The sequence below is a fragment of the Sphingomonas sp. M1A8_2b genome (assembly GCF_053345535.1).
On sequence record NZ_JBKFAH010000004.1, the window covers coordinates 240,234 to 265,900 of the forward strand.

Below are 25,667 nucleotides of genomic sequence, written 5' to 3' on the forward strand. Positions count from 1 at the left end.
CGATACCCGAAAACCAATCCAATAACTTAAGTGTACCTGACGTCATGAAGGCGATCGACCCGGAGCAGCCGGGCGGTCCCGAAGTGCTGGTGCTCGTCGATCGTCCCGTGCCGCAGCCAGGGCCGGGCGAAGTGCTCGTCAAGGTCGCCGCGGCCGGGGTCAACCGCCCCGAAGTCATGCAGCGCCAGGGCAAATATCCCCCCCCGCCCGGCGCACCTTCGATCCTCGGGATGGAAATTGCCGGCACGATCGTCGCGGTCGGCGACGGGATCGGTGACGAACAGATCGGCCAGCGGGTCTGCGCGCTGATCTCCGGCGGCGCCTATGCGCAATATGCGGTCGCGCCGTTCGGCCAGTGCCTCCCCGTCCCCGAAGCGCTGACGATGGTCGAGGCGGCAGCGATGCCCGAGACGCTCTTCACCGTCTGGACCAACCTGTTCGAGCGCGCCTACGCGATGGAGGGCGACACCGTCCTCGTCCACGGCGGCACCAGCGGCATCGGCACGATGGCGATCGGCCTGTGCAACGTGTTCGGGATCGACATCATCGTCACCGCCGGCTCGAAGGCGAAGTGCGAGGCGGCGCTCAGCCTCGGCGCGACGCACGCGATCGACTACAAGTCGGAGGATTTCGTCGAGCGCGTGAAGCAGATCACCGGCGGCAAGGGCGTCGCCGCGGTGCTCGACATGGTCGGTGGCGACTATGTCTCGCGCAACCTGCAATGCCTTGCAGAGGACGGCCGCCATGTCTCGATCGCGGTCCAGGGTGGCATGATGGCGACCGTCCCGCTGTTCGAGATCATGCGCCGTCGCCTGACGCTGACCGGCTCCACCCTCCGCCCCCGCGACACCGCGTTCAAGTCGCTGGTCGCCGACGAACTGGCTCGGACGGTGTGGCCACACGTCGAGGCAGGCAAGCTGAAACCGGTCATCGACCGCACCTTCGCCTTCGCCGACGCCCCCGCCGCACACGCGCTAATGGAAGCCGGCGATCATGTCGGCAAGATCGTCCTGACGATGGGGTGAGGGGAAGGGGCCCCAAATTCCGCCACCTCGCCCCTTTCCCGTCACCCCAGCGAAAGCTGGGGTCCCTCGTTTGACGGACAACGGTCACCCCAAGCTCACCACCACCCCGGCGAAGGCCGGGGCCCAATTGGGAACGTTGAGTAACGATTCGTCGTCCTCCGTTACTGCGACCTTTCCAATTGGGCCCCGGCCTTCGCCGGGGGGGGGGGGGAGGAAAGCGCCGACCCAGCAAAAATTGTTCTCCCGCGAAGACGGGAGCCCAGTCTGGAGCCCCGCCATCGGGGGAAAGACGCTATACTCGGCGATGACTTCTAACAGTCACCGGACTGCGACCACCCTGTAACAATACTCGGCTAATACTCGCGACAAGGGATACCTTGCCGGGGGACAGGCTCATGAACGCCATTACGACGTTTCCGCCATCTAGCGTCTTGGGCGCCGACATCACCGATATCGCCGACTTCATCCATTCGTGGCCGGCAGCCCCCGAACCGATCGTCGAGCGGCGCCAATATCGCACGATCTGGATTTCCGACGTCCATCTCGGCACGCGCGGCTGCAACGCAGGCATGCTCAACGATTTCCTCGATCACGTCGACAGCGAGACGATGTACCTCGTCGGCGACATGATCGACGGCTGGCGGCTCAAGAAGAAGTTCTACTGGCCCGCCGCGCACAACGACGTCCTCTGGCGCCTGCTCAAGCGCGCCAAGCGCGGCACCCGCGTCGTCTATATTCCCGGCAATCACGACGAAGTGTTCCGGCAATATTCGGGACTCGATTTCGGCGGTATCTCGATCCGTCGGAAGGCGATCCACGAGACCGCCGACGGCCGTCGCCTGCTGGTGCTCCACGGTGACGAGTTCGATGCGATCACGCTCGCGCACCGCTGGGTCGCGCACATCGGCGACGCCGCCTACACGATGCTGATGGGCCTCAACCGCTGGGTCAACGGCGCCCGCCGCCGCATGGGCATGCCCTATTGGTCGCTGTCGAAGCACGCCAAGGCCAAGGTGAAGAACGCGGTCGCCTTCATCTCGCACTTCGAGGAGGTCGTCGCGCATGCCGCCGATGCCCGCGGCGTCGACGGCGTCGTCTGCGGCCACATCCACACCGCCGAAATGCGCGAGATCGCCGGCATCGCTTACTACAACGACGGCGACTGGGTCGAAGGCTGCACCGCGCTGGTCGAGCATTTCGACGGCCGCATGGAGTTGCTCCATTGGGGCGACGAAATCGCCGCCCGTGAGAAGGGCAAGGTCGTAGCGTTGGCCGCCTAACCTAAACCCTCTCCCCGTCGGGGAGAGGGGAAAGACGCGAAGCGGCGAGGGTGAGGGCAAGTCCACCACGCCAGCGAACAGCGTGCCCTCCCCCTCCCACTTGGCTGCGCCAAGCGGGCCCCTCCCTCTCCCCGATGGGGAGAGGGCTTGAGAAAAGGATAAGCCGATGCGTATCGCGATCGTGACCGACGCCTGGAGCCCGCAGGTCAACGGCGTCGTCCGCACCCTCCAGGCGGTCCAGCGCGAACTCGAATCGATCGGCCACCAGGTCATGGTCGTCTCGCCCGAGCGTTTCGCCTCGATGCCGTGCCCGACCTACCCGGAGATCCGCCTCGCCTTCGCCCGCTCCGGCGCGGTCGGCCGCATGCTGGCAAGCTTCGGCCCGGACGCCATCCACCTCGCTACCGAGGGCCCGGTCTGCCTCGCCGCGCGCTCGTGGTGTCTGGCCCGCGCGCTCCCGTTCACCAGCGCCTATCACACCCAATTCCCGGACTATATCGCCGCGCGCACCGGCGCGAACCCCGACTGGATCTGGCGTTACATCCGCTGGTTCCACCGCCCCGCGCAGTCGATCCTCGTTTCCACGCCCTCGGTCGCCGCCACCTTGGCCGCCCAAGGCCTGCATCAGGTGCGCGAATGGGGCAGGGGCGTCGACTTCGCGCAGTTCGGCCTCGACGGCGCGCGTGATCCCGAGATGGCGGCGCTGCCCGGCCCGATCCAGCTCTATGTCGGCCGCGTCGCGGTCGAGAAGAATATCGAGGCGTTCCTGTCCTCCGCGCATCCCGGCACCAAGGTCGTGGTCGGCGACGGCCCCGCGCGTGCCTCGCTCGCGCGCCGGTTTCCGGACGCGGTGTTCCTCGGCCAACGCTCGGGCCTCGACCTCGCCGCCGCCTATCGCACCGCCGACGTCCTCGTTTTCCCGAGCCGCACCGACACGTTCGGTCTCGTCATGATAGAGGCCCTGGCGTGCGGCACGCCCGTCGCCGCCTATCCCGTCACAGGCCCGATCGACGTCCTCGACACCCGTGTCGGCGCGATGCACGACGACCTCGACGTCGCGATCGCCACTGCGCTAACCCGCGACCGCGTCACCTGCGGCGCCTATGCCGCGCGCTACAGCTGGCCGGCCAGCGCGCGGCAGTTCCTGCACGCGCTGGTGCCGCTCGATCGCCCGCTGGACCGTCCGCTCATGGCGGCCTGATACCGCCTCATGCTTGCGTGCTTGCTTGATAGCCCGCCGCACACTAAGTCCGTTCCATGTCAGGCCGCTCCGAAAGGGGCGGCCCTTTCTATTTTTACGGAGTTCTCGCCGTGGCCCAGCCGCTCATGCCCCATGCGACCGCCGCCTGGATGGTCGACAATACCGCGCTCAGCTTCGAGCAGATCGCGGACTTCTGTGGCCTGCACATCCTCGAGATCCAGGCGATCGCCGACGACACGACCTCGACCAAGCTCACCGGCCGCGATCCGGTCCGCGCGCATGAGGTGACTCAGGAGGAGATCGACAAGGGTGCCGCCGATCCCGATTACCAGCTCAAGATGATCAAGGGCCCCGAGCAGGTCCGCCGCACTAAGGGGCCGCGTTACACGCCGGTCTCGAAGCGCCAGGACAAGCCCGACGGCATTGCGTGGATCATCCGCAACCACCCGGAGATCACCGACGGCGCGATCTCGCTGCTGATCGGCACGACCCGCACGACGATCGCCGCGATCCGCGACCGCAGCCACTGGAACATCGCCAACATCACGCCGAAGGACCCGGTCACGCTCGGCCTGACCTCGCAGCGCGAACTCGACGCAGCGGTGGCGAAGGCGGCCAAGGCCGCCGGCATGGAAGCCCCGACCGACACCCGCCTCGAAGGCGACCGCGAAGTGCTCCTCCAGCAGCTCCGCGCCGAGCGCACCCAGGCGGCAGCGGATGCACAGTTCGTGGCAGACGGCGGCGTCCTCCCCGTCAAGCCGCTCTTCGACGACCCCTTCAAGCGCTGACCTAAACTTCCCCCCTCCCGCAAGCGGGGGGGGGGGGGGAAGGTGGTGAGCACGCGCTTACCTTGTTCGATACGGCGAGTGAGCGAGGTAAGCCCCGTACGCTGCGGAGATAGAGAAGCGCACCCCTCCCCGTCATCCTGACGTTCGTCAGGATGACGGGGAGGGCCCAACGCCCGCCCGCACTATCTCCCGCCACATCCAGTTGCTAACCGCAACGGATGGCAACCGCACCCGATACCAATTTCGCGCCGACCAGCCACAAGGGGCTGACCTACCCGTTTGGTGGCGCAGAACCTGAAGTAGGCGGCACGATGCAGGTCGGCCCCGGCATAGACTGGGTCCGCCTTCACATCCCCGGCCCCTTACGGCACGTAAACTGCTGGCTCCTAGCCGACACCGACGGCGACGCGTTGATCGACACCGGCATGAACACGACGGAAGCGCGCGAAGCCTGGAAAGCGGTCTTCAAGGGGCCCAAGTCCGGCGTCCGCATAACCCGGATGATCGGCACGCACTTCCACCCCGATCACATCGGTCTCGCCGGCTGGATGTGCGACCACCACGCCGCGCCCCTCATCATGACCCGGGGCGAATGGCTGACCGCGCGCATGCTCGCCGCCGACGCTCGCGAGTCCGTCCCGACCGAAATGCTGGCCTTCTGGCGCGGCGCAGGTTGGGATGACGCGCAGATCGACCACGCCACCGCCAAGGGCTGGGCCGGCTTCCGGAAAATCATCACCCCGCTCCCGCTCAGCTACGCCCGCCTCCAGGACGGCGATACACTCACGATCGGTGCGCGCGACTGGCGGATCGTCACCGGCTCCGGCCACAGCCCCGAACACGCCTGCCTGCTCGACGAAGCCGGCGGCATCCTCATAGCCGGCGACCAGGTCCTCCCGCGCATCAGCCCCAACGTCTCGCTCGGCGTCACCGAACCGAGCGCCGACCCGCTGGGCGAATGGTTCGCCTCGATCGCCAAGCTCAAGACGCTGCCGTCGGACCTGCTCGTCCTCCCCGGCCACGGCGACCCGTTCACCGGCCTCCACACCCGCCTCGACGCGATGGACCGCGAACATCGCGAGCGACTCGACGAACTCGCCGTCTCTCTCGCCGAGCCGCGCCGCGCGGTCGACTGTTTCGGCCGGCTGTTCCGCCGTGCGATCGGCCCCGATGTGCTCGGCATGGCGACCGGCGAAGCACTCGCGCACCTCCGCCGCCTCGAAGTCGAGGGCCGCGCGATCGGCGAAACCGTCGATGGCGTGTGGTGGTGGCGCGCAAGCTAGTTTATCAAGGGCTTAACCCAGAGGAGAGCCCGATGTGCGACGACCATACCGCAGAGGATAACGAAAAGTATCTGGCCGGCGTCTCGCGCCGTCAGTTCGGGATGATGACGGGCGCCGCGGGTCTCGCGATGATGCTCCCGGCGCCTGCGAACGCCGCGACGGTCAAGGGTCGCGACGTTTCGATCACCACCCCCGACGGCAAGGCCGACGCGTATTTCGTCGCGCCCGCGACCGGCAAGCACCCCGGCGTGCTGATCTGGCCCGACATCATGGGCCTGCGTCCCGCCTTCCGCCAGATGGCCGACCGCCTCGCGCAGTCCGGCTATGCGGTGCTGGTCGTCAACCAGTTCTATCGCTCGACCAAGGCACCGTTCCTGAAGCCCGGCGAATCCTACGACCAACCTGCAGTAAAAAGCCGCATCGCCCCGTTCCGCGAAGCGCTCACGTCCGAAGGCACGGTCCGTGACGCGAAGGCGTTCGCCGCGTTCATCGATGCGCAGCCGCAGACCGACCGCAAGCGCGGCATGGCCAGCACCGGCTATTGCATGGGCGGCCCGATGGTCCTGCGCACCGCCGCGGCCGTGCCGAGCCGGATCCGCGCGGGCGCGACCTTCCACGGCGGCGGCTTCGTCACCGACACCCCCGACAGCCCGCATCTCCTGATCCCGCAGACCAAGGCGCAGTACCTGATCGCGATCGCCGCCAACGACGACGCGCGCGCCCCGACCGAAAAGGACACGCTCCGCACTGCCTTCGCCGCGGCCAAACTGCCCGCCGAGATCGAGGTCTACGCTGGCACCATGCACGGCTGGTGCCCGCCCGACTCGAAGGTCTACAACCCTGTGCAGGCCGACAAGGCCTGGGCTCGCATGCTCGCCCTGTTCGACAAGGCACTGGTGTAACCGGGGGCGAGGGCCCGTAACCGAGTTCCTCACTTCACGTCCTTGTTCTCCCGCCTTCGCGGGAGAACAAGCTTACTTCTAATACCCGTCCACTTGACCTTCAGTACTCTCCATGTGACCGTCGTTCACGATCCGTTCTCAGGAGAGTCGCATGATGCTAACGCTCTACACCAACCCGATGTCCCGCGGCCGGATCGCGCGGTGGATTCTCGAAGAGGTCGGCGCCGAGTACGAAACGGTCGTGCTCGACTACGCCTCGACGATGAAGGCCGAGCCGTTCCTGTCGATCAACCCGATGGGCAAGGTCCCGACGATCGTCCACAACGGCCAGACCGTCACCGAATGCGCCGCGATCTGCGCGTATCTGGCCGAGGCGTTCCCCGACGCCGATCTCGCACCGCGCCCCGACGAACGCGCCGCCTATTACCGCTGGCTGTTCTACGCCGCGGGACCCCTCGAAGCTGCGATCACAAATCGCTCGCTAGGCGTAGTGCCCACCGACAGCCAGCAGCGGATGGTCGGTTATGGTAGCTACGATACCGCCGTCGACGTGTTGGAAAGCGCGGTAGCCGCGCATGACCACATCGCCGGAAACCGCTTCACCGCCGCCGACGTCTATGTTGGATCGCAGGTCATCTGGGGCCTGCAATTCGGCTCGCTCCCCGACCGTCCAGCGTTCGCCGACTATGCCGATCGGTTGAAGGCACGCCCGGCCTATGTGCGAGCCGGCGCACTGGACGATGCGCTGATCCCGGTAGATGTCGGGAGCGAAGCGCCCTGACCGTTCGCTCGCGAAAGCGGGGGCCCAGGATTCCAATCGATATCGCTGCTGGGCCCTGGGCTCCCGCGTTCGCGGGAGAACGGAGGGCAAATGGACAGCCCTCCAGAGTTCCCCGGCGAAGGCCGGGGCCCAGTTGGATAGGCCTTCCAGATTCTCGCGACCGTCCGCTCAACTGGACCCCGGCCTTCGCCGGGAAACGAGGCCCCTTGCGCGAGGCCAATCAACGCTATCCCGCCTGCATTCCTCAACCAGAAATGATCAAGCTGCCCACTTCGCCAACCAATCAGCCAGCGTTTGCGGACCCATCGACCGCGCATCCGCCAGCTCGGTCTCATGCCCGGCATTCAACAGCTTGTTCGTCCGCGGGTCGACCACCAGCACCGCAGGCACGCCCTTGAGCCGTCCCTTGATCCCATAGCCCGCCGCGATCTGCCCGTTTTTGTCGAACCGGCCGATATCGACCGTGACGACCACGAACTTGCTGTCGACGAAGCGCTTCATCTCGGGCAGGTCGATCGTGCCCGCGAGCAACCGGCAGTCGAGGCACCAGTTGCCGCCGAGGTCGATCAGCAACCGCTTGTGCGTCTTCAGCGCGCGTGCCCGCGCCGCGGCGACCTGCGCATTGGCATTCGCCGCCTCGTCATACGGCAGCGGCAGGGGCTGTGGCAGCTTGTCGAAGCTGGCCGTGTTCACATGCGGCGCCGCGACTTTCGCGCGCGGTGCCGCGGGGGCGGCGACCGCCGTGGCGAGAAGGGCAAGGGCGGCGAGGCGGCATATCGTCATCAGTCATACCCTCCGATTACGGCATTGAGGAAGCTTGGGAATGGCCCGTTCCAGCCATCCGCCGGCGCATCGTCCACCGACTGGCGGCGACCCGGGGCGTCCGCACGAGCAGGCGCGCGATCCGGCTGAGGCTTGGCCTGTGCAGGTGGCCGGGCCTGCGCGACCCGCGCCGTCTCCGAACGAACCGGTTCCGACCGAACCGGCTCGGCACGCGCCGGCTCCCGATACGCAGGCTCGACCGCGACCGGCGCGTCGGCGCGTAGCATTGCCGCAGGCACCACGGCAGGCACCGGCTCGTCGATCGGCGTACGCTCCCAGCGCGGACGCTTGGCAACCGCAACCGGCTCGGCCGCAGCCAGCACTTCGGCGACGATTGCCGGTGCGACCGTATCCGCCCGCGGCACTCGCCGCGTGCGCGGCCGATCCGATTCCTCGGCAACGGCTTCCGCAACCGGCACCGGCGTAAACGTCTCGGACCGAGCCCCACGACGCGGTCGCCGACCGCGCGGTGCAGCGCCCTCGTCTTCAGCCACGGGTGCGGCGGCCTTCGGCTCGGTTACGTTCAACCGCTCGATCGTCTGACCCGTCAGCTTCTCGATATTGACGATATTCTCGGAATCGTCCGGAGCCACGAACGTATACGCCGTCCCCGTAGCCCCCGCGCGACCCGTCCGCCCGATCCGGTGGACATAGTCGTCCGGATGCCACGGCGCGTCATAGTTGAACACCGTCGACACGCCCTTGATGTCGAGCCCGCGCGCCGCGACGTCCGATGCGACCAGGATCGTCACCGCGCCCGTCTTGAACAGCTCCAACTCGGCCAGTCGCTGCGGCTGTTCCATGTCGCCGTGGATCTCGCCCGACTTGTAGCCCGCCTGCTTCAGCACCTTGTTCAGGTCGCGCACCGTCGTCTTGCGGTTGCAGAAGATGATCGCGTTGGTCACCTCGTCCTGCGCGAGGATGCGGCGCAGCGTGTCGCGCTTGGCGGTCTGGCTCGGCACCGGCACCAGATACTGCTTGATGTTGAGATTGGTCGACGCCGGACGCGACACCTCGATCGTCTTGGGATTGGTCAGGAACTTGTCCGCCAGCTTCTTGATCGGCGGCGGCATCGTCGCGGAGAACAGCAAGGTCTGGCGCTGTTTCGGCAGCTTCGTGCAGATTTCCTCGATGTCGGGGATGAAGCCCATGTCGAGCATCCGGTCCGCCTCGTCGATCACCAGCATCGAACAGCCGTTGAGCATGATCTTGCCGCGCCCGAACAGGTCCATCAGCCGGCCCGGCGTCGCGATCAGGACGTCGACGCCCTTCTCCAGTGCGGCGAGCTGGTCGCCCATCGACACGCCACCGATCAGCAGCGCCATCGAGAGATTCGAATTGACGCCGTATTTCTCGAAATTCTCCGCCACCTGCGCGGCGAGTTCGCGCGTCGGTTCGAGGATCAGCGAGCGCGGCATCCGCGCGCGGCTGCGGCCATGCGCGAGAATGTCGATCATCGGCAGCACGAACGACGCGGTCTTGCCGGTGCCCGTCTGGGCGATGCCGATGATGTCGCGCATCATCAGCACGGACGGGATCGCGCCGGCCTGGATCGGGGTCGGCTCGGTATAGCCGGAGTCGGTGACTGCCTTCAGCAGTTCGTCGGAGAGGCCGAGATCGGCAAAACTCATGCAAATGTCCGGTAAATGGAGGGTGAAATGCACTGCCCTCAAGCTCTTTCCGGCTCGCCGATTTGTCGACAAATGTCAAGGAAACGCGGTGGATCGAGTAAGCGGAGGAGCTGGAGAGGGCGTATTCGGGCTAAATGGTGATGCGTGATCATCCTGACGCCCGCCTGTCATCCTGACGAACGTCAGAATCCAGAGCCACGAGCGTCGCCCTTGGTCACCCTGGATCCTGAAGTTCGTTAGGATGACGGGGGAGCGGATGATACGTGAACGGAACAGCGGCTGGGCAGGGCAGGTCCGCCAAAGACCACGCCCCGCTACTTCTTCGGCCGCAAACTCTTGAACCCATCGATCTCGCACCGCGCCCCCGACCGCATCCGGATCGCATCGCGTTCCTTGCAGACCATCCCGTCCGGCCCGGGCCGCAGATAGAACCCCGAATAATAATCGAGCGGCTGGCAATCGCCGTCGAGACGCGCGCGCAGTCGAGTCTGGTCGGCCATCAGCAGATCGACGGCGCCGTCCTTGTTCAGCATCGCCCCGGCGATCTCGGCGACCGCGATACACTTGGGGCCCTTGTGCTCCTTCCATTCGGTAAATCGGTCGACCGTCGGCATCCGGCTCATCCGCGGCACGCGAATGATCACGCGTTCGTGGATCGAGATCTGCGTGATCTGGACGCGCGCCTGCACCGGACGCACCGGCGGATTCCGCAGCGCGGCGGCCGCGGCGGCGGGGCCTGCGAGCGCAAGCAAAATGGTGGGAATCGCGGGATGGATCATGATGCTGACGTAACCGTTAGGGCTTATCGTTGAACGCGCGATGAATTTTGTCTAGCGCCCGGTGCGTGAGCAACATTCCGACAGCAACCCTGACCCCTTCGCAAGCCGCGATGCTCGCCGCGCTCGGGCCGCGGCTCGACGCGAAGGCGATCGTCACCGACCCCGCCGATATCGATCCCTGGCTGCATGACTGGCGTGGCCGCTTTCACGGCGTCGCGCCCGCGATGCTGTCACCGACCTCGACGGCGCAAGTGGCGCTGATCGTCGCGGCGGCCGCCGAGCACCGCGTGCCGCTGGTCGCGCAGGGCGGCAACACCTCGATGGTCGGCGGCGCGACGGCCCCGGCGGATGGCAGCGCGCTGATCCTGTCGCTCCGCCGCATGAATCGCATCCGCAGCGTCGACTCCGACGCGGGCCTCGCGATCGCCGAAGCAGGCGTGATCCTCGCCGACCTGGACACCGCCGCCAATGGGCAGCGCTGGCGCTTCCCGCTGACGCTCGGCGCGCGCGGGACGGCGACGATCGGCGGGCTCGTCTCGACCAACGCGGGCGGTACGCAGGTGCTGCGCTGGGGGACGATGCGCGGGCTCGTCGCCGGGGTCGAGGCGGTGCTGGCGGACGGCAGCATCCATGACGGCCTGTCCGCGCTGAAGAAGGACAATCGCGGCTACGATCTCGATCAACTCTTCATCGGCGCGGAAGGGACGCTCGCGATCGTCACCGCCGCGACGCTCCGCCTCGCCCCGGCGATCGCGGCGCGGGCCACCGCCTGGGTCGGTATCGCGTCTCCGCAGGCGGCGCTGAAACTGCTCCGGACGATGCAGGCGAAGACCGAGGCGATCGAGAGCTTCGAGATTCTCCCCGCTAAGTCGCTCGACGCCGCGATCGCCTATCTTCCCGACGCGCGCGCGCCGCTCAGCGGGCGTCATCCCTGGCATCTGCTGATCGAGGCGACCGCCGCCACCACCGACGGCGAATCTCCCTCGGCCCTGCTCGAACGCCTGCTTGGTGCCGCACTCGAAGCCGGCGCGATCGACGATGCGACGATCGCCGCCAGCGAGGCGCAGTCCGACGCGTTCTGGCTGCTCCGCGATTCGCTGTCCGCCGCAGAACGCGCGCTCGGCCCCGCGACGCAGCACGATATCTCGATCCCGGTCGAGACGATGCCGCGCTTCATGATCGAGGCGGCGGCGGCATGCGACGCGCGCTTCCCCGGCACGCACGCGAGCGGTTTCGGCCATCTCGGCGACGGCAACGTCCATTTCCACGTCCGCGCCGCGCCCGGCACCGACCCCGCGCGCTGGTATGCGGAGGACGCGCCGGTCGTGACCCGCTTCGTCGGCGACCTCGTCGTCGCGGCGGGCGGCTCGATCTCGGCGGAGCACGGCATCGGCCAGATGAAGCTGGGCGAACTCGAACGCCTCTCGTCGCCGGCGCGGATGACGGCCCTGCGCGCGATCAAATCCGCGTTCGATCCGCTCGGCATCCTCAACCCCGGCAAGCTCGTCACACTTGCACGCCCGCCCGCCGCACCATAGAGCCTCGCCCCAATCGGTGGCAGCAGCCATCGGCATTCGAATGACCGATCCGGAGAGTAACATGGCCAGCACCGCCCAGCTTCCGCTTTTCTACAATGGCCTCGAGCCGCTCTCGAGCGATACGCACGCCAACTACAAGGTCCGCCCGCAGGACAGCGCGCCGTTCCTGGTCGGCCAGCACGCCATCCCGATCACCGTCGACGAGTTCCCGCTGGTCCAGCGTCACATGCCGATCGTCTTCTCGGTCGGTGACGATGCCATCCCGCTCGCGCTGATGGGCCTGAACGAGGGCGTCAACGTGTTCGTCGGCGACGACGGCAAGCTGACCGAGAATACCTTCTATGTCCCCGCCTATGTCCGCCGCTACCCGTACATGCTCGCGCGGCTCCACCCCGACGCGCAGGAGCTGTCGCTCTGCTTCGATCCGACCTCGCAGGCGCTGGGCGAGTTCGAGGACGGCGATGCGCTGTTCGAGAACGGCCAGCCGACCGAGCTGACCAAGAACATCCTCGGCTTCAACGAGTCGTTCGAACAGGCCGGCGCGCGCACGCAGAACTTCATGAACGAACTGCGCGAGCTGGAGCTGCTGATGGACGGCGAAGTCACGATCCAGCCCGAAGGCGCCGAGCAGCCGTTCGTCTATCGCGGTTTCCAGATGATCAACGAAGAGAAGCTGATCGACATGCGCGGCGATGCGCTGCGCAAGATGAGCAAGTCGGGCATGCTGCCGTTGCTCTACGCGCACCTGTTCTCGCTGTCGCTGATGCGCGATATCTTCGCGCGCCAGGCGCAGCTCGGCCAGACCCCGCAGCCGCAGATGGCCGCACCGCAGTTCAACGTCTGAGGCTTTAACCACGAGGACGGCCCATGGCAGCGCAGTATCGTTCGGATCGCTATTCCACGGTAGCGATCTGGTTTCACTGGACGATCGCGCTGCTGGTCATCCTCAATCTCGCGGTCGGCCTGCTGCATGAGTCGGTGCCGGCGCTGCGGGCCTGGATGGGCGCGCATCAGGCGCTCGGCATCACCATCTTGGCGCTGACCGCGGCGCGCGTCGCATGGCGGCTAGCGCACCGCCCGCCGCCGCTGCCGGCGCGGACCCCGGCGTGGGAGCGGGGCCTCGCGCATACCACGCACGCGGCGCTGTACCTGCTGATGATCGCGATGCCACTGACCGGCTGGATGATGGTGTCCAATCCCGCCAAGCCCCACCCGATCGCGTGGTTCGGCCTGTTCGACATCCCGCAACTGCCGGTATCGGGCGCGGTGGCGAGCTTCGGTCACAATGCGCACGGCCTGCTCGGCTGGCTGATGCTAGCCTTGGTCGTGCTGCATATCGGCGCGGCGTTGCGTCATCACCTGCTGCTGCGCGACACGGTGCTGGCGCGGATGGCACCGGTTTTCGGGCGCCGCTGAGCGCGGGTCCGGCCGCTAAAGCAAAATTATTTGCGATGCGGTGCAACAAGGGTTGAACCAAATCGGCGCTCACCCATTTAGCTTTGGTACGGCATCGTGTCCCCCCCCTTTCGCGGCGCCGTACGGGACGCTTCTAGCGTCCCTCCTCCCTGAACCTAGGCCACTCCGTGCTACTAGCACGGGGTGGTTTTTTTTGGTCGCCGCCCGATCGGCACGCGGCTATGCGGCGCGGAACATCGGTGTGCGTCCCGCTGTTTCAGGGGGCCACTACAGAAAGGGTCTTCCATGTCCGAGGCGTCTTCGTGAGCACCCCCGTCAAGCCCGCGCCGCCCACGACCCTCGTCATCTTCGGCGCGATGGGGGACCTGACCCGGCGGTTGCTGATGCCCGCGCTCATCAACATGACCCGGCTCGGGCTGGTCGGCGACGATTTTCACGTGCTCGGCGTCGGCATCGACGAGGGCAACGACCAGACGCTCCGCGATGCGCTCGGCAGCTTCGATGCCAAGGGCGGTGAGGGCGCGGGTGAGAAGGGTGATGCCTGGGCGCGGCTCAAGGACCGCGTCGGCTATCTCCAGGGCGATTTTACGCAGGACGGCGTCTACGAAGCGCTGAAGGCGCGTGTCAGCGGCAACCTCGCTTTCTACTTCGCGGTCCCCGCCAAGTTCTTCGGCGATATCGTCGACAAACTCGCCGACCACGGGCTGATGGAGGAAACCCCCGACGCATTCCGTCGGATCGCGATCGAGAAGCCGTTCGGCCACGACCTCGCCTCCGCACAGGCGCTCAACGCACGCATCCTGTCCAAGGTCGGCGAGGCGCAGGTCTATCGGATCGATCATTTCCTCGGCAAGGAAACCGTCCAGAACATCATGACCGCACGCTTTGCGAACATGATGATCGAGCGCGTGTGGAACGCCGACTGCATCGCGCACGTCCAGATCACCGCCGCCGAGGCGGTCGATGTCGGCACGCGCGGCAAATTCTACGACGGGACCGGCGCATTGCGCGACATGGTCCCGAACCACCTGTTCCAGCTGCTCGCGATGGTTGCCATGGAGCCGCCCGCGAGCTTCGACGCGGAGGCGGTCCGCAACGAAAAGGGCAAGGTGCTCAAAGCCGTGCGGCGCTATTCCCCCGAGCAGGCGGGGCGCAACGGCATCCGCGGGCAATACACCGCCGGCAAGGTCCAGGATCACGACGTTCCGGCCTACACCGCCACCGCCGATGTCGCGCCGGACAGCAACACCGAGACCTATGTCGCGCTGAAGCTGATGGTCGACACGTGGCGCTGGGCGGGCGTGCCGTTCTACCTGCGCACCGGCAAGGCGATGACGTGTCGGGATACCGAGATCGCGATCACCTTCAAGCCGGTGCCGTTCGCGTCGTTCCCGGGCGCACCCGCCGACATGCTGCCGCCCAACCGGCTGATCATCCAGATCCAGCCCGACGAAGGGCTGGCGATGGACATCAACATCAAGCGGCCAGGACTCGAGGTGGCGACCGCGCCGATCGCGCTCGATTTCCGGTACGCCGATGCGTTCGATATCGGCCATCTGACGGGATATGAGTCGCTGATCTACGACCTGTTCGTCGGTGACCAGACGCTGTTCCAGCGTGCCGATGCGATCGAGGCGGGCTGGGCCGCGGTGCAGCCGTTCCTCGACCTGTGGGGGAACGGCGGCGCGCCGGAAATGTACGAGGCGGGGACGCTGGGGCCGGCCGCGGCGGATGCGCTCCTGGAGCAGGACGGCCATGTCTGGCACGAACTGGCGCCGGCCGGTCAGACTGTACCCTGACTTCACCCCGGCGAAGGCCGGGGCCCAATTGGGGGACGTCGCTAACGAAAGACGGCGCTCCGTTATGCCGACCTTGCCAATTGGGCCCCGGCCTTCGCCGGGGTGGAGCAATTAGCTACGCCGCTCGAACTCAAACCCGCTCGGTCAGCTCAATCTCGCCTTCGACCTCCATCTCGTCCTCGTCGCCCATCTCGTCCATGTCGGGCATCGTGAAGTCCGCCTTCCAGTCGTAGACCTTCTCGACCCCGCCCTGCACCCAGACGCGGACGGCGCCCGACGTGATCTCGCCGCCCATCGCGCCGACGAAATCCGCCACCAGCGAATCCGCGGCATCCTCGTGATCGGTTGCGCCGGGAATCGTCGCGGCGGTCATTTCCTCGTCGAGTTCGATGATCTGCGCCCAATATTGCTTTGCCATGTGATGCTCCTGCGTAGAGAAAAGGCGGTCAGCCGCCGGTTATGATCGGGTGATCCGCCCGCAGCCGGTCCGCGAGCCGCTCGACCGCGTCCACCTCGCTCGCGCTGCCCGACGGGGTCACCGCCCAGTTGCAATGCGCGTGCGTCGCGAGGCTGTAGACCTTCACGTCGCCGACGATCAGCCGCCACCGCCGCCGATCGCCGCTGTTATGCCGGACGAGGTCGGTGACGAACAGGCTCTGGAGTTCCGATGCGGTCATCCGCGCCCCATAGCGAAGATCGCACGCCTGTCGCCATCGCAAACCGGGTTCACGGCTCCCGCCGCGACGTCGGCTTGGCCTGCAACGCATCGAGCGCGTCGGCATTCCTGCGGCCCCAATCGTACAGAAGCTCGACCGGCTCGACGAACCGCGCGCCTAGTGGCGTGAGCGCATAATCCACCGCCGGCGGCACCGTCCCATGTACGGTCCGCACGACCAGCCCCGCCGCCTCCATCTCGCGCAACGTCTGCGTCAGCATCTTCTTCGAGATGCCGGGGATCGAGCGCAGCAGCACCCCGGTCCGCGCCGGGCCGTCGTGCCGTACGTGCAGCGTGTGCAGGATCATGCTCGTCCACTTGGTCGCGAACAGCTCGAGCGTCCGCCGCGGCGCGCAATCCTCGCGCCATTCCTCGTCGGCCGTTCCCGCCTGCATGTGGATACCTTCCGGTGCCTATGTCCCCAAAGGGTGCCTTCTAGAAGCGCGTGCGTTCGGTGCCTAGCTGGTAGCGAGCAGATAAGGAGCTGAAGATGGCCAAGACGGCATTGGTAGTAGGGACGAGCGGGATCGTCGGCAGCGCGACCGCCGCGGCATTGGTGAAATCGGGCTGGACCGTCCACGGTCTCGCGCGGCGCCCGACCGAGCAGGACGGCGTCCAGCCCGTCGCGGCGGACCTTCAGGATCCCGGCAGCCTCGAAAAGGCACTCACCGGCCTCAAGCCTGACGCGGTGTTCATCGCCACCTGGTCGCGCCAGGACAGCGAAGCCGAGAACATCCGCGTCAACGGCGGCATGGTCCGCAACCTGCTTGGCGCGCTGTCGCCGGCGGGCAGCGTTGGCCATGTCGCGCTGGTGACGGGCCTGAAGCATTACCTCGGGCCGTTCGAAGCGTACGGCAAGGGCGTCCTCCCGCAGACCCCGTTCCGCGAAGAGCAGGGCCGCCTCGACGTCGAGAATTTCTATTACGCGCAGGAAGACGCGGTGTTCGAGGCTGCCGCGCGCGACGGCTTCGGCTGGAGCGTGCACCGCCCGCACACGATCATCGGCAAGGCGGTCGGCAACGCGATGAATATGGGCACCACGCTCGCGGTCTACGCGACGCTGTGTCGCGAGACGGGTCGCCCATTCCGCTTCCCCGGGTCGGCGGCGCAGTGGAACGGCCTCACCGACATGACCAGCGCGACGATGCTCGCCGATCACCTGATCTGGGCGGCGACCACGCCCGAGGCGCGCAACCAGGCGTTCAACGTGGTCAACGGCGACGTCTTCCGGTGGAGCTGGATGTGGGGTCGCATCGCCGAATGGTTCGGGATCGAGCCAGCCCCGTTCGACGGCACCATCCTGACGCTCGACGAGCAGATGAAGGACGATGCGGGAATCTGGCGCGAGATCGCCGCGCGTGAAGGCTTGGCGGAAGCCGACCTGTCACGGCTAGCCTCGCCGTGGCACACCGACGCCGATCTCGGCCGACCGATCGAGGTGGTGACGGACATGGGCAAGAGCCGCCGGCTCGGGTTCAAGGAATACCAGCCCACCGACGACGCGTTCTTCGACCTGTTCGCGGACCTGCGCGCCGACCGGCTGATCCCGTAAACTTTGGGGGGCGAACGCAAACTGCGCGATCCTCCCCCGCCAGGGGGAGGTGTCTGGCCCTTGCCAGACGGAGGGGGAGGCAAGCGATGACCGGCGTTCCGTGTCCTCCCCCCTCCGTCGCTTCGCGCCACCTCCCCCTGGCGGGGGAGGATCGCGCGTTCGAACGCTAGCTTTTCGCCGCCACCGTCGCCGTAACGCCCGGATCGTCCCGCAACTTCAGAAATAGCGCGCCGCCAACCGGCTTGGGCACGGTCAGAGAAGCCCCGGTAAACCCTTCCGGCACCCGAGCCGCATCCGCAAATCCCGCGTTCGCCGCCACCGACTCGATCAAGAACAGGTCGCTCCCCGCCAGCGTGCACACGTCCTTGCACGTCACCCCGGCCAGCGCCGGCACGCGCACCAGGCTCGTCAACGGCACCCAGTCGCCCGCGACCCCGTCCTGCACCAGCCGCCACCGCAGCGGCCCATGCGCGGACACCCCCAGCGCCTTGCCCGGCTCGACCGACACGACCGCGATCCGCTCGTCCTGCACCGTCAGCCCGCGCCCCGACGCGATGCTCGTCGTCGCCCCACCGGCAACCGCGCCGATCTCGACGGCGTCCCCCGCCGCGAATCTGGTCGCCCCCTCGGCGCGCAGCGAGAAGGTCAGCCGGGCATCCTGCGCGATCGCCGCGTCGCCCGCCAACGTCACGGCAAGACCGGGGGAGGGCGGTGCTGCCACGCTCTTGGCGATCAGCGTCGCCTTGGGCCGCGCGGCGGCTACCGTGAACTTCACCGACCGCTTGCGCCCGTCGGTCAGCGTGACGAGCGCGGTCTTCGTCTGACCCGCCGCGAACGCCGGACTGGTATCGGCGGACAGCGGCAGCAGATCGCCCTTGTCCGCGCGGACGACCTCGCCCGGCTTGAACGCCACCCCGTCGACGGTCATCGACGCGACCAGATCGAGCCGCGTTCCCGCCAGCGTCCCCGCCGCATCGCCCGCATACAGCGTCAACCCATCGATCCGCCCCGCCTCGGCGAGCGCGGTCAGCGCGATCTTCTCCGGTGCCTCGATCCCGTATTGCTTGACCAGCAGAGTCAGTTTCCCCGGCGCGATCTTCGCGAGCGGCAGCGTCAGTCCGATCCGGTCGGCCGTCGTCGTCCACGCCAGCGGCACATCGCCCGCCGCACTGGTCAGCGTCACCGCCTCGACGCAGCTCGGCGTCGGCCCGGCCAGCGCGACCGTATTGTCGCGCCCGACCACCAGATTCTCCGGATCGGTGTCGACCATCTGCCAGCCGCCCGCGCGCGGCACCTGCAAGCGGAACCGTGGCCCGTCGAACGGCGTGAAGCCCCAGCGCCCGTGCAGCGTCGCATCGGTCACCGCGCTCAACCCCGTGGTCCGCATCCCGACCTGATCGAGCACATACCCGCCTCGCTCGGCATCGGCCTGCACCGGCAGCTCGACCACGCCCCCCTGCGGCGTCGTCACCCGCAAGCTCATGTCGTGCGCGAACCTGGTCGCATAGATCAGCGGGGCTCCCTCGACCGGCAGCACCAGATCGGGCTTGGCCGCGCAGACCAGCCGGTCGGATTCCTCGCGGCGCAGCGTCGGGATCTGCGGCGTGCCCGTTTCGATCACCGGCATCGCGACGACCATCACCGATTTCGGGCTCGCGAACGACGGCGCCGCGTTCAGCAGCAGCGCCATCCGGTCCTCGCGCATCCGTGCCAGCGCCGGAATATACCGGAACTGAGTCGACTGGAACGCGCCGAAGATCTTCGCCAGATCGCGCACCACGCCGATATACGGGCTGTAATAGCCGAGCCCGCCCGCCGGCGTCGCGCTCAGTTGCAGCGCCAGATCGGTCGGCGCCCCCACCAAAGTATCGGCCAGCGTCGAGCTCTGGCCGTCCGCCAGCACCAGCGAATCGCGGCTTTGTGTAAGACAGGAGGCTTGCAGATCCGCCGCGAGATCGAGGCATTCCGCCTTCAGCTTGATCGCCAGGCTGCGCGACAGCAGCGGCGACACCGCCTCGATCCGCTCCGGCCGCGTCCGTTCCAGCGCATGGATCCCGTCGAGAAACGCATCCAGCCGCGCCCGGTCAAGCGACGCCTGATCGAGGTCCTGCACCGCGCGCACGAACGCCCCCGGCTGCTTGCGCACCGCCGCCACGACCGTATCGAACCCCCCGCTGTCGGGCACAAGGAACACCACCAACTGCCGCGCCCCGGTGGGGACGGTCAACGTCAGCGCGGCCTTCTTGGTCTTCCACGTCTCAGCCTTGAAAAACCAGTTCTTCGGCGGCGGTTCGGTCGCACCCCGCAAAAATCCCGCCACCAGCAGATAGCGGGCGCCATCGTCCGTCTTCCCGGTAGGCAGGTCCGCCGCGATCGTCACGCGGTCGCCGGTCGCGAGCCGCGGCACCTGCGCGATCGGCAAGGTCGTCGTCCCATGCGTCACCCCGACGCGCAAGCTGGGACCCGTCAGGTCGAACGGCGCGGGATCAGCGCTCGCGGCTGCCGGCACGAGCGCGGCGGCCAGTGCGCAGAACGGAAGAAGGCGAAGTATCATCACGGGCGATCTCGTCGTCTGGGGTATCACCGATGGCCTGTACCGGTGTCGATTTTAGGGCAAGGACTCCTTCTCGATCCTCCCCCGCCAGGGGGAGGTGGCTGGCGCTTGCCAGACGGAGGGGGAGGCAGGCGAAACGCCTGTTCCGTGTCCTCCCCCTCCGTCGCCTACGGCGCCACCTCCCCCCGGCGGGGGAGGATTGCACAGCGGCACCTCTTGCCCGATCGCGCTCAGTGCCGCACACGAAGGGCAATTCGGGGAAGGGGACACTATGACGATCGCCAGGATTCTCGCCGCAGCGTTGCTTGCGACCGCCGCCACCACCGCAGACGCGAAGACGGTGGTCGTCACCGCCGCGCACATGATCGACGTGCTCGCCGGCAAACAGGTCGACAATCCGCAGGTGACGATCGTCGACGGCCGCATCACCGCGGTCGGGCGCAAGGGTGACGCGGTTCCCGCCGGCGCCGAGCGCGTCGACCTCGGGACGCGCACGCTGCTCCCCGGCCTGATCGACATGCACGTCCATCTGACCAGCGACCCGACGCTCAGCGGCTATCGCACGCTCGAATTCACCGATAATTTCTGGACCGTCGTCGGCGTCGCCAATGCGCGCAAGACGCTCGACGCAGGCTTCACCACCGTCCGCAACGTCGGCTCGGCCAATTACGACGACGTCGCGCTGAAACAGGGCATCGAGCGCGGTTATGTTCCCGGCCCACGCATCGTCCCCGCCACCTACGCGCTCGGCGCGACCGGTGGGCACTGCGATGCGACCGAATTCCCGCCCTCGATCCAGGTCCCGCACCCGCAGATCGCCAACACGCCCGGCGAGTTTCGCGGCGCCGTCCGCACGATCCGCAAATACGGTGCCGAGGTGGTCAAGGTCTGCATGACCGGCGGCGTCCTGTCGAAGACCGACAGCGTCGGTGCGCAACAGATCAGCCTTCCCGAGATCAAGGCGATCGTCGAGGAGGCGCACATGCTTGGCATGAAGGTCGCGGTCCACGCACACGGCACCGAAGGCATCAACGACGCGCTGCGGGCGGGCGTCGACACGATCGAGCACGCCAGCCTCGCCGACGCCGAATCGTTCAAGCTGGCCAAGGCGAGCGGCGCGTGGTTCGACATGGATATCTACGACGACGATTACATCCTCGCCGAGGGCGCCAAGAACGGCGTCTTCGCCGAGAGCCTGGAGAAGGAGCGCGCGATCGGCCTGAAGCAGCGCCAGACCTTCCGCGCCGCGCACGCCGCCGGGGTGAAGATGCTGTTCGGCACCGACGGCGGCGTCTACCCCAACGGCAACAACGCGCTCCAGTTCGCCAAGATGGTCGAATGGGGCATGACCCCGATCGAGGCGATCCAGGCTGCCACGTCGAGCGCGGCCCAGGCGCTCGGCAAGACCGCCGACGTCGGCGCGATCGCCCCCGGCCGCTTCGGCGATTTGATCGCGGTGGACACCGACCCGCTCCGCGACGTCCGCGCGCTGGAACATCCGAGCTTTGTGATGAAGGGCGGCGCGGTCGTCGTCACCGCGCGGTAAGCAGCGCGAAACAGATCGGCTCTTCATTCCCCCGCGAACGCGGGGTGCCAGAAGCCACAATCACCAACTTCCGCAACCCTAGACCCTCGCCTCCACGGGAGAACGGCATGGGCGACGCGTCAGAGATATGCATCACGGCGGTGCGCCGATTTCCACCATTTTTCTTGTGATGCTGGGTCTGTGATTTTTGAATCACAACGATCTCAGATGGTGAATTGGGGTCACCGGGATTGTTGTTGCAATGGCTCAGCGGGAAGGCTGGCCGCGTAAGCCATAAAAGCGTTCGGTGTCGCCCGCGTCCGCAGGCATTGGCGTAGCATCGGGCGTGCAGGGCGTCACGAATCGCAAGTGATCCGCCGGGTAGCAATAGTCGCCATGCGCACAGTAGCTAACGTGCCCATCAGTCAACCCAATACGCATCTGCGTGGCAGGGCCCCAAAATGTCCCCTTGGACATCACCGCGTGTGAATTCTCCAATGCGGGGGTAGGGCTAACGACTGTCATCATGCATGCCGCTCGCGACGTTGTCGGGCTGCCCTGCGCACTGGTCGTAAATGCCAATCCGGACAAGATCATCAACACAAGCCGTAGCGACATCTTTCTATCTCTCCCTCGTATTTGCGAGGACGCTATTGAGGATGAGCCCACGGAGCAAATGACAAATACTTTATCTGTTTGTCTCCTTGCGGGCATCAGCCGAGAAACTTTTGGTTTTTGCATCGGGAACGATGGGAAAGGCTGACGCGTGAAATTGGATGCCGAGGATGATGGCGATTGCGCCGCAACCTCGAACCTCGGCATCACCCCGGCGAAGACCGAAGCCCAAATGCAAGGATGCTGTGATCCGGCGACCCTCTGTCGCTCGGCGTCCAGGGGTAAACCCCTGCAACACCCCTGCGCATTTCATCGCTGCCCAGACGCAGTTCGTCGCATAGCGGGTTGCCGTCGCGGCAGGTTCAGCCTCCCCCGCCCACAACGCCGCGACGACCGCGCGCAGGGGATTTTCGACGATGACGACCGACCGCGGGGCGCTTGCCGCCCTGCTCGCCACGCTGACGATGCTGAGCGCGACACCGACCGCCGCGCAGACGTCGCAGACCGAGCAAACGCCGCAGCCCGCCCCGGTCCGCGGCCTGGAAGTGCTGACGACTCCCCAGACATCGCAGATCCCGGTCCCCGATGCGCCGAAGATCGTCCTCCCAGGCATCACGCCATCCGCTTCGCGTCCGCCGCGCACGACGACCCCGTCGACGACTGCCGTAAAGGTCGCCACGAAACCCAGCGCGAAACCCCCGGCGGCAGCGAACGACGAACGGTCGGCAACCCGCCCCGCCCAACAGTCCACGCCGCGCACGCGTCCGTCCGCCGACGACACGAGTGCGACCTCGCCGCGTCCGGCGCCGTCGGTTACCGCGCCGGAACCGGTAACGACGCGGGAGCCGGTTCCCGCACCGACCGCGCCGGCTACCACGTCCGACTCCGCGCCGTCCGTGGCGCCAACACCCACGCCTTCACCGGCGACGTCGCAGGAGTCGACGCTCGCCGCGCCCGAAACGGGCAGGGCGATGCCGCTTTGGCTGTCGTTGGCGGTCGTCGTGGTCGTGCTCGCCGGCCTCTGGTTCCTCCGCCGCCGCAAGCCCGCCAGCCGCTACGATCGCGTCGAGCCGGAGAGCGTCCCCGAACCGATCCCCGAACCTGCCCAGGCCGAGTCGGTGGTATCGGAACCCGTCGCGACTCCCATCGCGCGCGAGATCGCCCCCGAGGTCGCTGCGCCAGCCGCCGCCGCGGTTTCGGCTCCGACCGCACCAAAATTCCTCGAGCCTCGCGGCAAGTCCCCGCCCGTGTCGCCCCGGGCACGCCTGGCCTGCGAACTGCGGCCGTTGCGCGCCGGTCTCAACCTGCTCAGCGCCACGGTCGAGTGCGAGGTGATCGTCACGAACACCGGCACAGCCCCCGCCGAGTCGATCCGTGCGGGACTGTCGCTGCTGACCGCCCATGCGGGCCAGGATATCGATCTCGCCAATTTCAACGCCGCCCCGGTCGTCCGCCCGGTCGCCGCGCCGTTCGCGCTGGCCCCCGGCGAGACGCGCATGCTGCGCACCGTCGTCGCGGTCGCGCGCGAGGCGATCCGCACGATGACCGCCGCCAACCGGTCGATGTTCGTCCCCGTGGTCGCCGCCAACCTGCGCTACGTCACCGCCGGCGACGATGCGCAGACCGCCCGCGCCTGGTCGATCGGCATCGAGCGCGTCGATTCCCCCAAGCTCGCGCCGTTCTGGCTCGACGCCCCCGCCCGCATGTACGGCAACGTCGCCGCCCGCCCGCACGCGACCGAGTTCGACAGCTAGGACGCCGCTTTCGCACCGTTGTTGACGTTTATCGATAAACGATACATATCGTTCTTCGATAAACGGAGGGCGGCATGCAGGATCGGTTTCTCGGCGTCGCGAGCGGCATGCTGCGGTTCGCCAACGGGGTGAACTGGACGTCGGCGATCGGTTTTGCCGTCGCGATCGTCTTGTCGTTCGTCTTCGCCGACGCACTCACCGCGCAGATCGCGTTGAAATACCACGGCCGTCATGTGGCGGAGACGGTGGCGACCATGCGAATTCTCGGCATACTCTCGATCGTGGCGGCGGTCGCCGTGCACCAGCTCTTCACCCGTCTGATCGCGATCGTCGAGAGCGTGCGCGTCGGCGACCCGTTCGTCGCGATCAATGCGGACCGGCTACAGCGGATCGGCTGGGCTTTGCTCGCACTCCAGTTGCTCGACCTCGTCCTCGGCGCGATCGCGCTTTATTTCAGCCGGATCAACGTCGATTTCGTAACCTGGACCCCGTCCTTCACCGGATGGATCGGCGTGGTGATGATCTTCGTGCTCGCCCGCGTGTTCCGTCTCGGCGCAGGCATGCGCGACGATCTGGCGATGACCGTCTGATGCCCGTCATCGTCACGCTGGACGCCGTGCTCGCCGCGCGCGGCATGACGCTGACCGAGCTGTCGCAGACCGTCGACATCACGATGGCGAACCTGTCGATCCTGAAGACCGGCAAGGCGAAAGCGATCCGCTTCTCGACGCTGGAGGCGCTGTGCACCGTGCTCGGCTGCCAGCCGGGGGAGATCTTGAGTTTCACGCAAGAGGGGGAAGAGGCATGACGTTCTGGCAAGCATTCAAGGCCACGTACAGCGGGAGCGTGGCGTTTCTCATCGCGTGCCCGTTGCTCGCAATGGTCCCGGTCGTGTTCGAACTGATGCAGCACGCGGTCGAGGTGCATATCGGTATGTATGACAGCATCGCGGCGGCCAAGGCGACCGAGCATCATCCGCTGCGCATGGCATTCGGTATGCTCAAGGTGGCGTCCCTGACACTGCCCTTCTACTGGGTCGTCCGGTTTCTGCCACAGCGCGACGCGCGTTTTGCCCGTACGTCTGACCGCGTGGCGATCCAGCTCTTTGCGGTATATTTTGCGTTCAACATCGCACTGGCAGCGATCGAGCTGTTCGCCCTTCCGCAGTCGGGAATGGTGCTGGCGGTCAGCTTCGTGGTCAGCACGATCGTCGGCAACCTGTTGCTAGCGTGGGGCGTCGCCGCGTCGCTCGGCAATCCGGCGATCGGACCTCGCGGATCGATCTCGATCATGGCGCGACACGTGCCGTGGACATTCGCCTTCACACTCGTCGTCATCCTGCCATTGATGATTCCGCATTACGGGTTCGCGGCGCTGGGACTGGCCGGGCCGAAGGTGCTGCTTTGGCCGGCTCTGATCGTCGATTCGCTGCTGGTCGGGTGGCTGACAGCGGTCATGGCCGCTGGCGGTTATTACGCCGCGATGCGGGCCGCGACGAGGGCAGGGGTGGATCTGATGCCGCGGGTTGCGGTGCGAGGTGGTCGGTCGGAAGCGGTGTTCGGCACGGCGACCTGATCTACTTCTCCGTCATGCCGGACTCGTTCCGGCATCCACGGCTCCGCGGACCAGTCGCTGCGAAGCCCGCGAACCGGTGGCCGGAACCAGCCCGGCGTGAAGTGGGAGCGGGCCGTCGACATCACCAGACAC

The 25,667-nt window shown here is 67.0% G+C and carries 25 protein-coding genes; 18 read left to right on the forward strand and 7 right to left on the reverse strand.

What is annotated here, in order from left to right:
• The first annotated feature begins 44 nt into the window (after positions 1-44).
• The 7 genes from ACLBWL_RS16275 (at position 45) to ACLBWL_RS16305 (ending at position 7,260) form a co-directional block, all read left to right on the forward strand.
• Complete coding sequence (locus ACLBWL_RS16275) at positions 45-1,025, forward strand: NAD(P)H-quinone oxidoreductase (RefSeq protein ID WP_447794798.1); 981 nt, start codon at positions 45-47, stop codon at positions 1,023-1,025.
• Between the two features lie 395 nt (positions 1,026-1,420).
• The gene (locus ACLBWL_RS16280; RefSeq protein ID WP_447794799.1) at positions 1,421-2,305 is read left to right on the forward strand and encodes a UDP-2,3-diacylglucosamine diphosphatase; all 885 of its coding nucleotides are present in this window, start codon (positions 1,421-1,423) and stop codon (positions 2,303-2,305) included.
• 166 nt (positions 2,306-2,471) lie between these two features.
• A complete protein-coding gene (locus ACLBWL_RS16285) occupies positions 2,472-3,506 on the forward strand; it encodes a glycosyltransferase family 4 protein (RefSeq protein WP_447794801.1) in 1,035 nt (344 codons plus the stop codon).
• A gap of 110 nt (positions 3,507-3,616) precedes the next feature.
• Positions 3,617-4,294 carry a DUF1013 domain-containing protein gene (locus tag ACLBWL_RS16290; protein WP_254688307.1) on the forward strand — a complete coding sequence of 226 codons (678 nt, stop codon included), beginning with the start codon at positions 3,617-3,619 and terminating at the stop codon, positions 4,292-4,294.
• 218 nt (positions 4,295-4,512) lie between these two features.
• Entirely contained in the window at positions 4,513-5,577 is a 1,065-nt protein-coding gene (locus tag ACLBWL_RS16295) for an MBL fold metallo-hydrolase (RefSeq protein ID WP_447794804.1), read from the forward strand.
• A gap of 32 nt (positions 5,578-5,609) precedes the next feature.
• A complete protein-coding gene (locus ACLBWL_RS16300; RefSeq protein ID WP_447794806.1) occupies positions 5,610-6,479 on the forward strand; it encodes a dienelactone hydrolase family protein in 870 nt (289 codons plus the stop codon).
• 151 nt (positions 6,480-6,630) lie between these two features.
• Positions 6,631-7,260 carry a glutathione S-transferase family protein gene (locus ACLBWL_RS16305; protein WP_447794808.1) on the forward strand — a complete coding sequence of 210 codons (630 nt, stop codon included), beginning with the start codon at positions 6,631-6,633 and terminating at the stop codon, positions 7,258-7,260.
• 258 nt (positions 7,261-7,518) lie between these two features.
• Here ACLBWL_RS16305 and ACLBWL_RS16310 read toward each other — a convergent pair whose 3' ends face one another.
• From ACLBWL_RS16310 to ACLBWL_RS16320, 3 genes are all read right to left on the reverse strand, one after another.
• Positions 7,519-8,043: a thioredoxin family protein gene (locus tag ACLBWL_RS16310; protein ID WP_447794810.1), complete on the reverse strand. Its 525-nt coding sequence runs from the start codon at positions 8,041-8,043 to the stop codon at positions 7,519-7,521.
• On the reverse strand, positions 8,043-9,713 hold the full coding sequence (locus ACLBWL_RS16315) for a DEAD/DEAH box helicase (protein ID WP_447794811.1): 1,671 nt from the start codon (positions 9,711-9,713) through the stop codon (positions 8,043-8,045). The genes ACLBWL_RS16310 and ACLBWL_RS16315 overlap by 1 nt, the downstream gene beginning before the upstream one ends.
• 314 nt (positions 9,714-10,027) lie before the next feature.
• Positions 10,028-10,492 (reverse strand): hypothetical protein, encoded by a 465-nt coding sequence (locus ACLBWL_RS16320; protein ID WP_447794813.1) that lies wholly within the window; start codon positions 10,490-10,492, stop codon positions 10,028-10,030.
• A 110-nt stretch (positions 10,493-10,602) separates the two neighbouring features.
• Between ACLBWL_RS16320 and ACLBWL_RS16325 the strand changes: the two genes are divergently transcribed.
• The 4 genes from ACLBWL_RS16325 to zwf all read left to right on the forward strand — a co-directional run bounded on the left by ACLBWL_RS16325 (position 10,603) and on the right by zwf (position 15,245).
• Positions 10,603-12,030 carry an FAD-binding oxidoreductase gene (locus ACLBWL_RS16325; RefSeq protein ID WP_447795047.1) on the forward strand — a complete coding sequence of 476 codons (1,428 nt, stop codon included), beginning with the start codon at positions 10,603-10,605 and terminating at the stop codon, positions 12,028-12,030.
• Positions 12,031-12,091: 61 nt separating this feature from the next.
• A complete protein-coding gene (locus tag ACLBWL_RS16330; protein WP_447794814.1) occupies positions 12,092-12,874 on the forward strand; it encodes a SapC family protein in 783 nt (260 codons plus the stop codon).
• Between the two features lie 23 nt (positions 12,875-12,897).
• Positions 12,898-13,446, forward strand: coding sequence for a cytochrome b (locus tag ACLBWL_RS16335; RefSeq protein WP_447794816.1), 549 nt, complete (start codon positions 12,898-12,900; stop codon positions 13,444-13,446).
• Positions 13,447-13,748: 302 nt separating this feature from the next.
• The gene (gene zwf / locus ACLBWL_RS16340) at positions 13,749-15,245 is read left to right on the forward strand and encodes a glucose-6-phosphate dehydrogenase (RefSeq protein ID WP_447794817.1); all 1,497 of its coding nucleotides are present in this window, start codon (positions 13,749-13,751) and stop codon (positions 15,243-15,245) included.
• A gap of 130 nt (positions 15,246-15,375) precedes the next feature.
• On the opposite strand, the gene ACLBWL_RS16345 is transcribed toward zwf, so the two are convergent.
• Genes ACLBWL_RS16345 through ACLBWL_RS16355 form a run of 3 tightly spaced genes read right to left on the reverse strand, consistent with a single transcriptional unit; the run spans position 15,376 to position 16,355 of the window.
• A complete protein-coding gene (locus tag ACLBWL_RS16345; RefSeq protein WP_056047554.1) occupies positions 15,376-15,663 on the reverse strand; it encodes a hypothetical protein in 288 nt (95 codons plus the stop codon).
• A gap of 28 nt (positions 15,664-15,691) precedes the next feature.
• Entirely contained in the window at positions 15,692-15,922 is a 231-nt protein-coding gene (locus ACLBWL_RS16350) for a hypothetical protein (RefSeq protein ID WP_447794819.1), read from the reverse strand.
• A gap of 49 nt (positions 15,923-15,971) precedes the next feature.
• Positions 15,972-16,355: a winged helix-turn-helix transcriptional regulator gene (locus ACLBWL_RS16355; RefSeq protein ID WP_447794821.1), complete on the reverse strand. Its 384-nt coding sequence runs from the start codon at positions 16,353-16,355 to the stop codon at positions 15,972-15,974.
• Positions 16,356-16,450: 95 nt separating this feature from the next.
• Here ACLBWL_RS16355 and ACLBWL_RS16360 point away from each other — a divergent pair, with 95 nt between their 5' ends.
• Positions 16,451-17,512 carry an SDR family oxidoreductase gene (locus ACLBWL_RS16360; RefSeq protein WP_447794823.1) on the forward strand — a complete coding sequence of 354 codons (1,062 nt, stop codon included), beginning with the start codon at positions 16,451-16,453 and terminating at the stop codon, positions 17,510-17,512.
• Positions 17,513-17,678: 166 nt separating this feature from the next.
• Here ACLBWL_RS16360 and ACLBWL_RS16365 read toward each other — a convergent pair whose 3' ends face one another.
• Positions 17,679-20,066 (reverse strand): hypothetical protein, encoded by a 2,388-nt coding sequence (locus ACLBWL_RS16365; protein WP_447794825.1) that lies wholly within the window; start codon positions 20,064-20,066, stop codon positions 17,679-17,681.
• A gap of 271 nt (positions 20,067-20,337) precedes the next feature.
• Between ACLBWL_RS16365 and ACLBWL_RS16370 the strand changes: the two genes are divergently transcribed.
• The 6 genes from ACLBWL_RS16370 (at position 20,338) to ACLBWL_RS16395 (ending at position 25,535) form a co-directional block, all read left to right on the forward strand.
• Complete coding sequence (locus tag ACLBWL_RS16370; RefSeq protein ID WP_447794827.1) at positions 20,338-21,612, forward strand: Xaa-Pro dipeptidase; 1,275 nt, start codon at positions 20,338-20,340, stop codon at positions 21,610-21,612.
• A gap of 448 nt (positions 21,613-22,060) precedes the next feature.
• On the forward strand, positions 22,061-22,354 hold the full coding sequence (locus ACLBWL_RS16375) for a hypothetical protein (protein ID WP_447794829.1): 294 nt from the start codon (positions 22,061-22,063) through the stop codon (positions 22,352-22,354).
• A 268-nt stretch (positions 22,355-22,622) separates the two neighbouring features.
• Positions 22,623-23,960 (forward strand): hypothetical protein, encoded by a 1,338-nt coding sequence (locus ACLBWL_RS16380; RefSeq protein WP_447794831.1) that lies wholly within the window; start codon positions 22,623-22,625, stop codon positions 23,958-23,960.
• 74 nt (positions 23,961-24,034) lie between these two features.
• Positions 24,035-24,550 carry a DUF2975 domain-containing protein gene (locus ACLBWL_RS16385; RefSeq protein WP_447794833.1) on the forward strand — a complete coding sequence of 172 codons (516 nt, stop codon included), beginning with the start codon at positions 24,035-24,037 and terminating at the stop codon, positions 24,548-24,550.
• On the forward strand, positions 24,550-24,768 hold the full coding sequence (locus ACLBWL_RS16390; RefSeq protein ID WP_447794835.1) for a helix-turn-helix domain-containing protein: 219 nt from the start codon (positions 24,550-24,552) through the stop codon (positions 24,766-24,768). The genes ACLBWL_RS16385 and ACLBWL_RS16390 overlap by 1 nt, the downstream gene beginning before the upstream one ends.
• Positions 24,765-25,535: a hypothetical protein gene (locus ACLBWL_RS16395; RefSeq protein ID WP_447794837.1), complete on the forward strand. Its 771-nt coding sequence runs from the start codon at positions 24,765-24,767 to the stop codon at positions 25,533-25,535. Before ACLBWL_RS16390 ends, ACLBWL_RS16395 begins: the two co-directional genes overlap by 4 nt.
• The last annotated feature ends 132 nt before the right edge of the window (positions 25,536-25,667 follow it).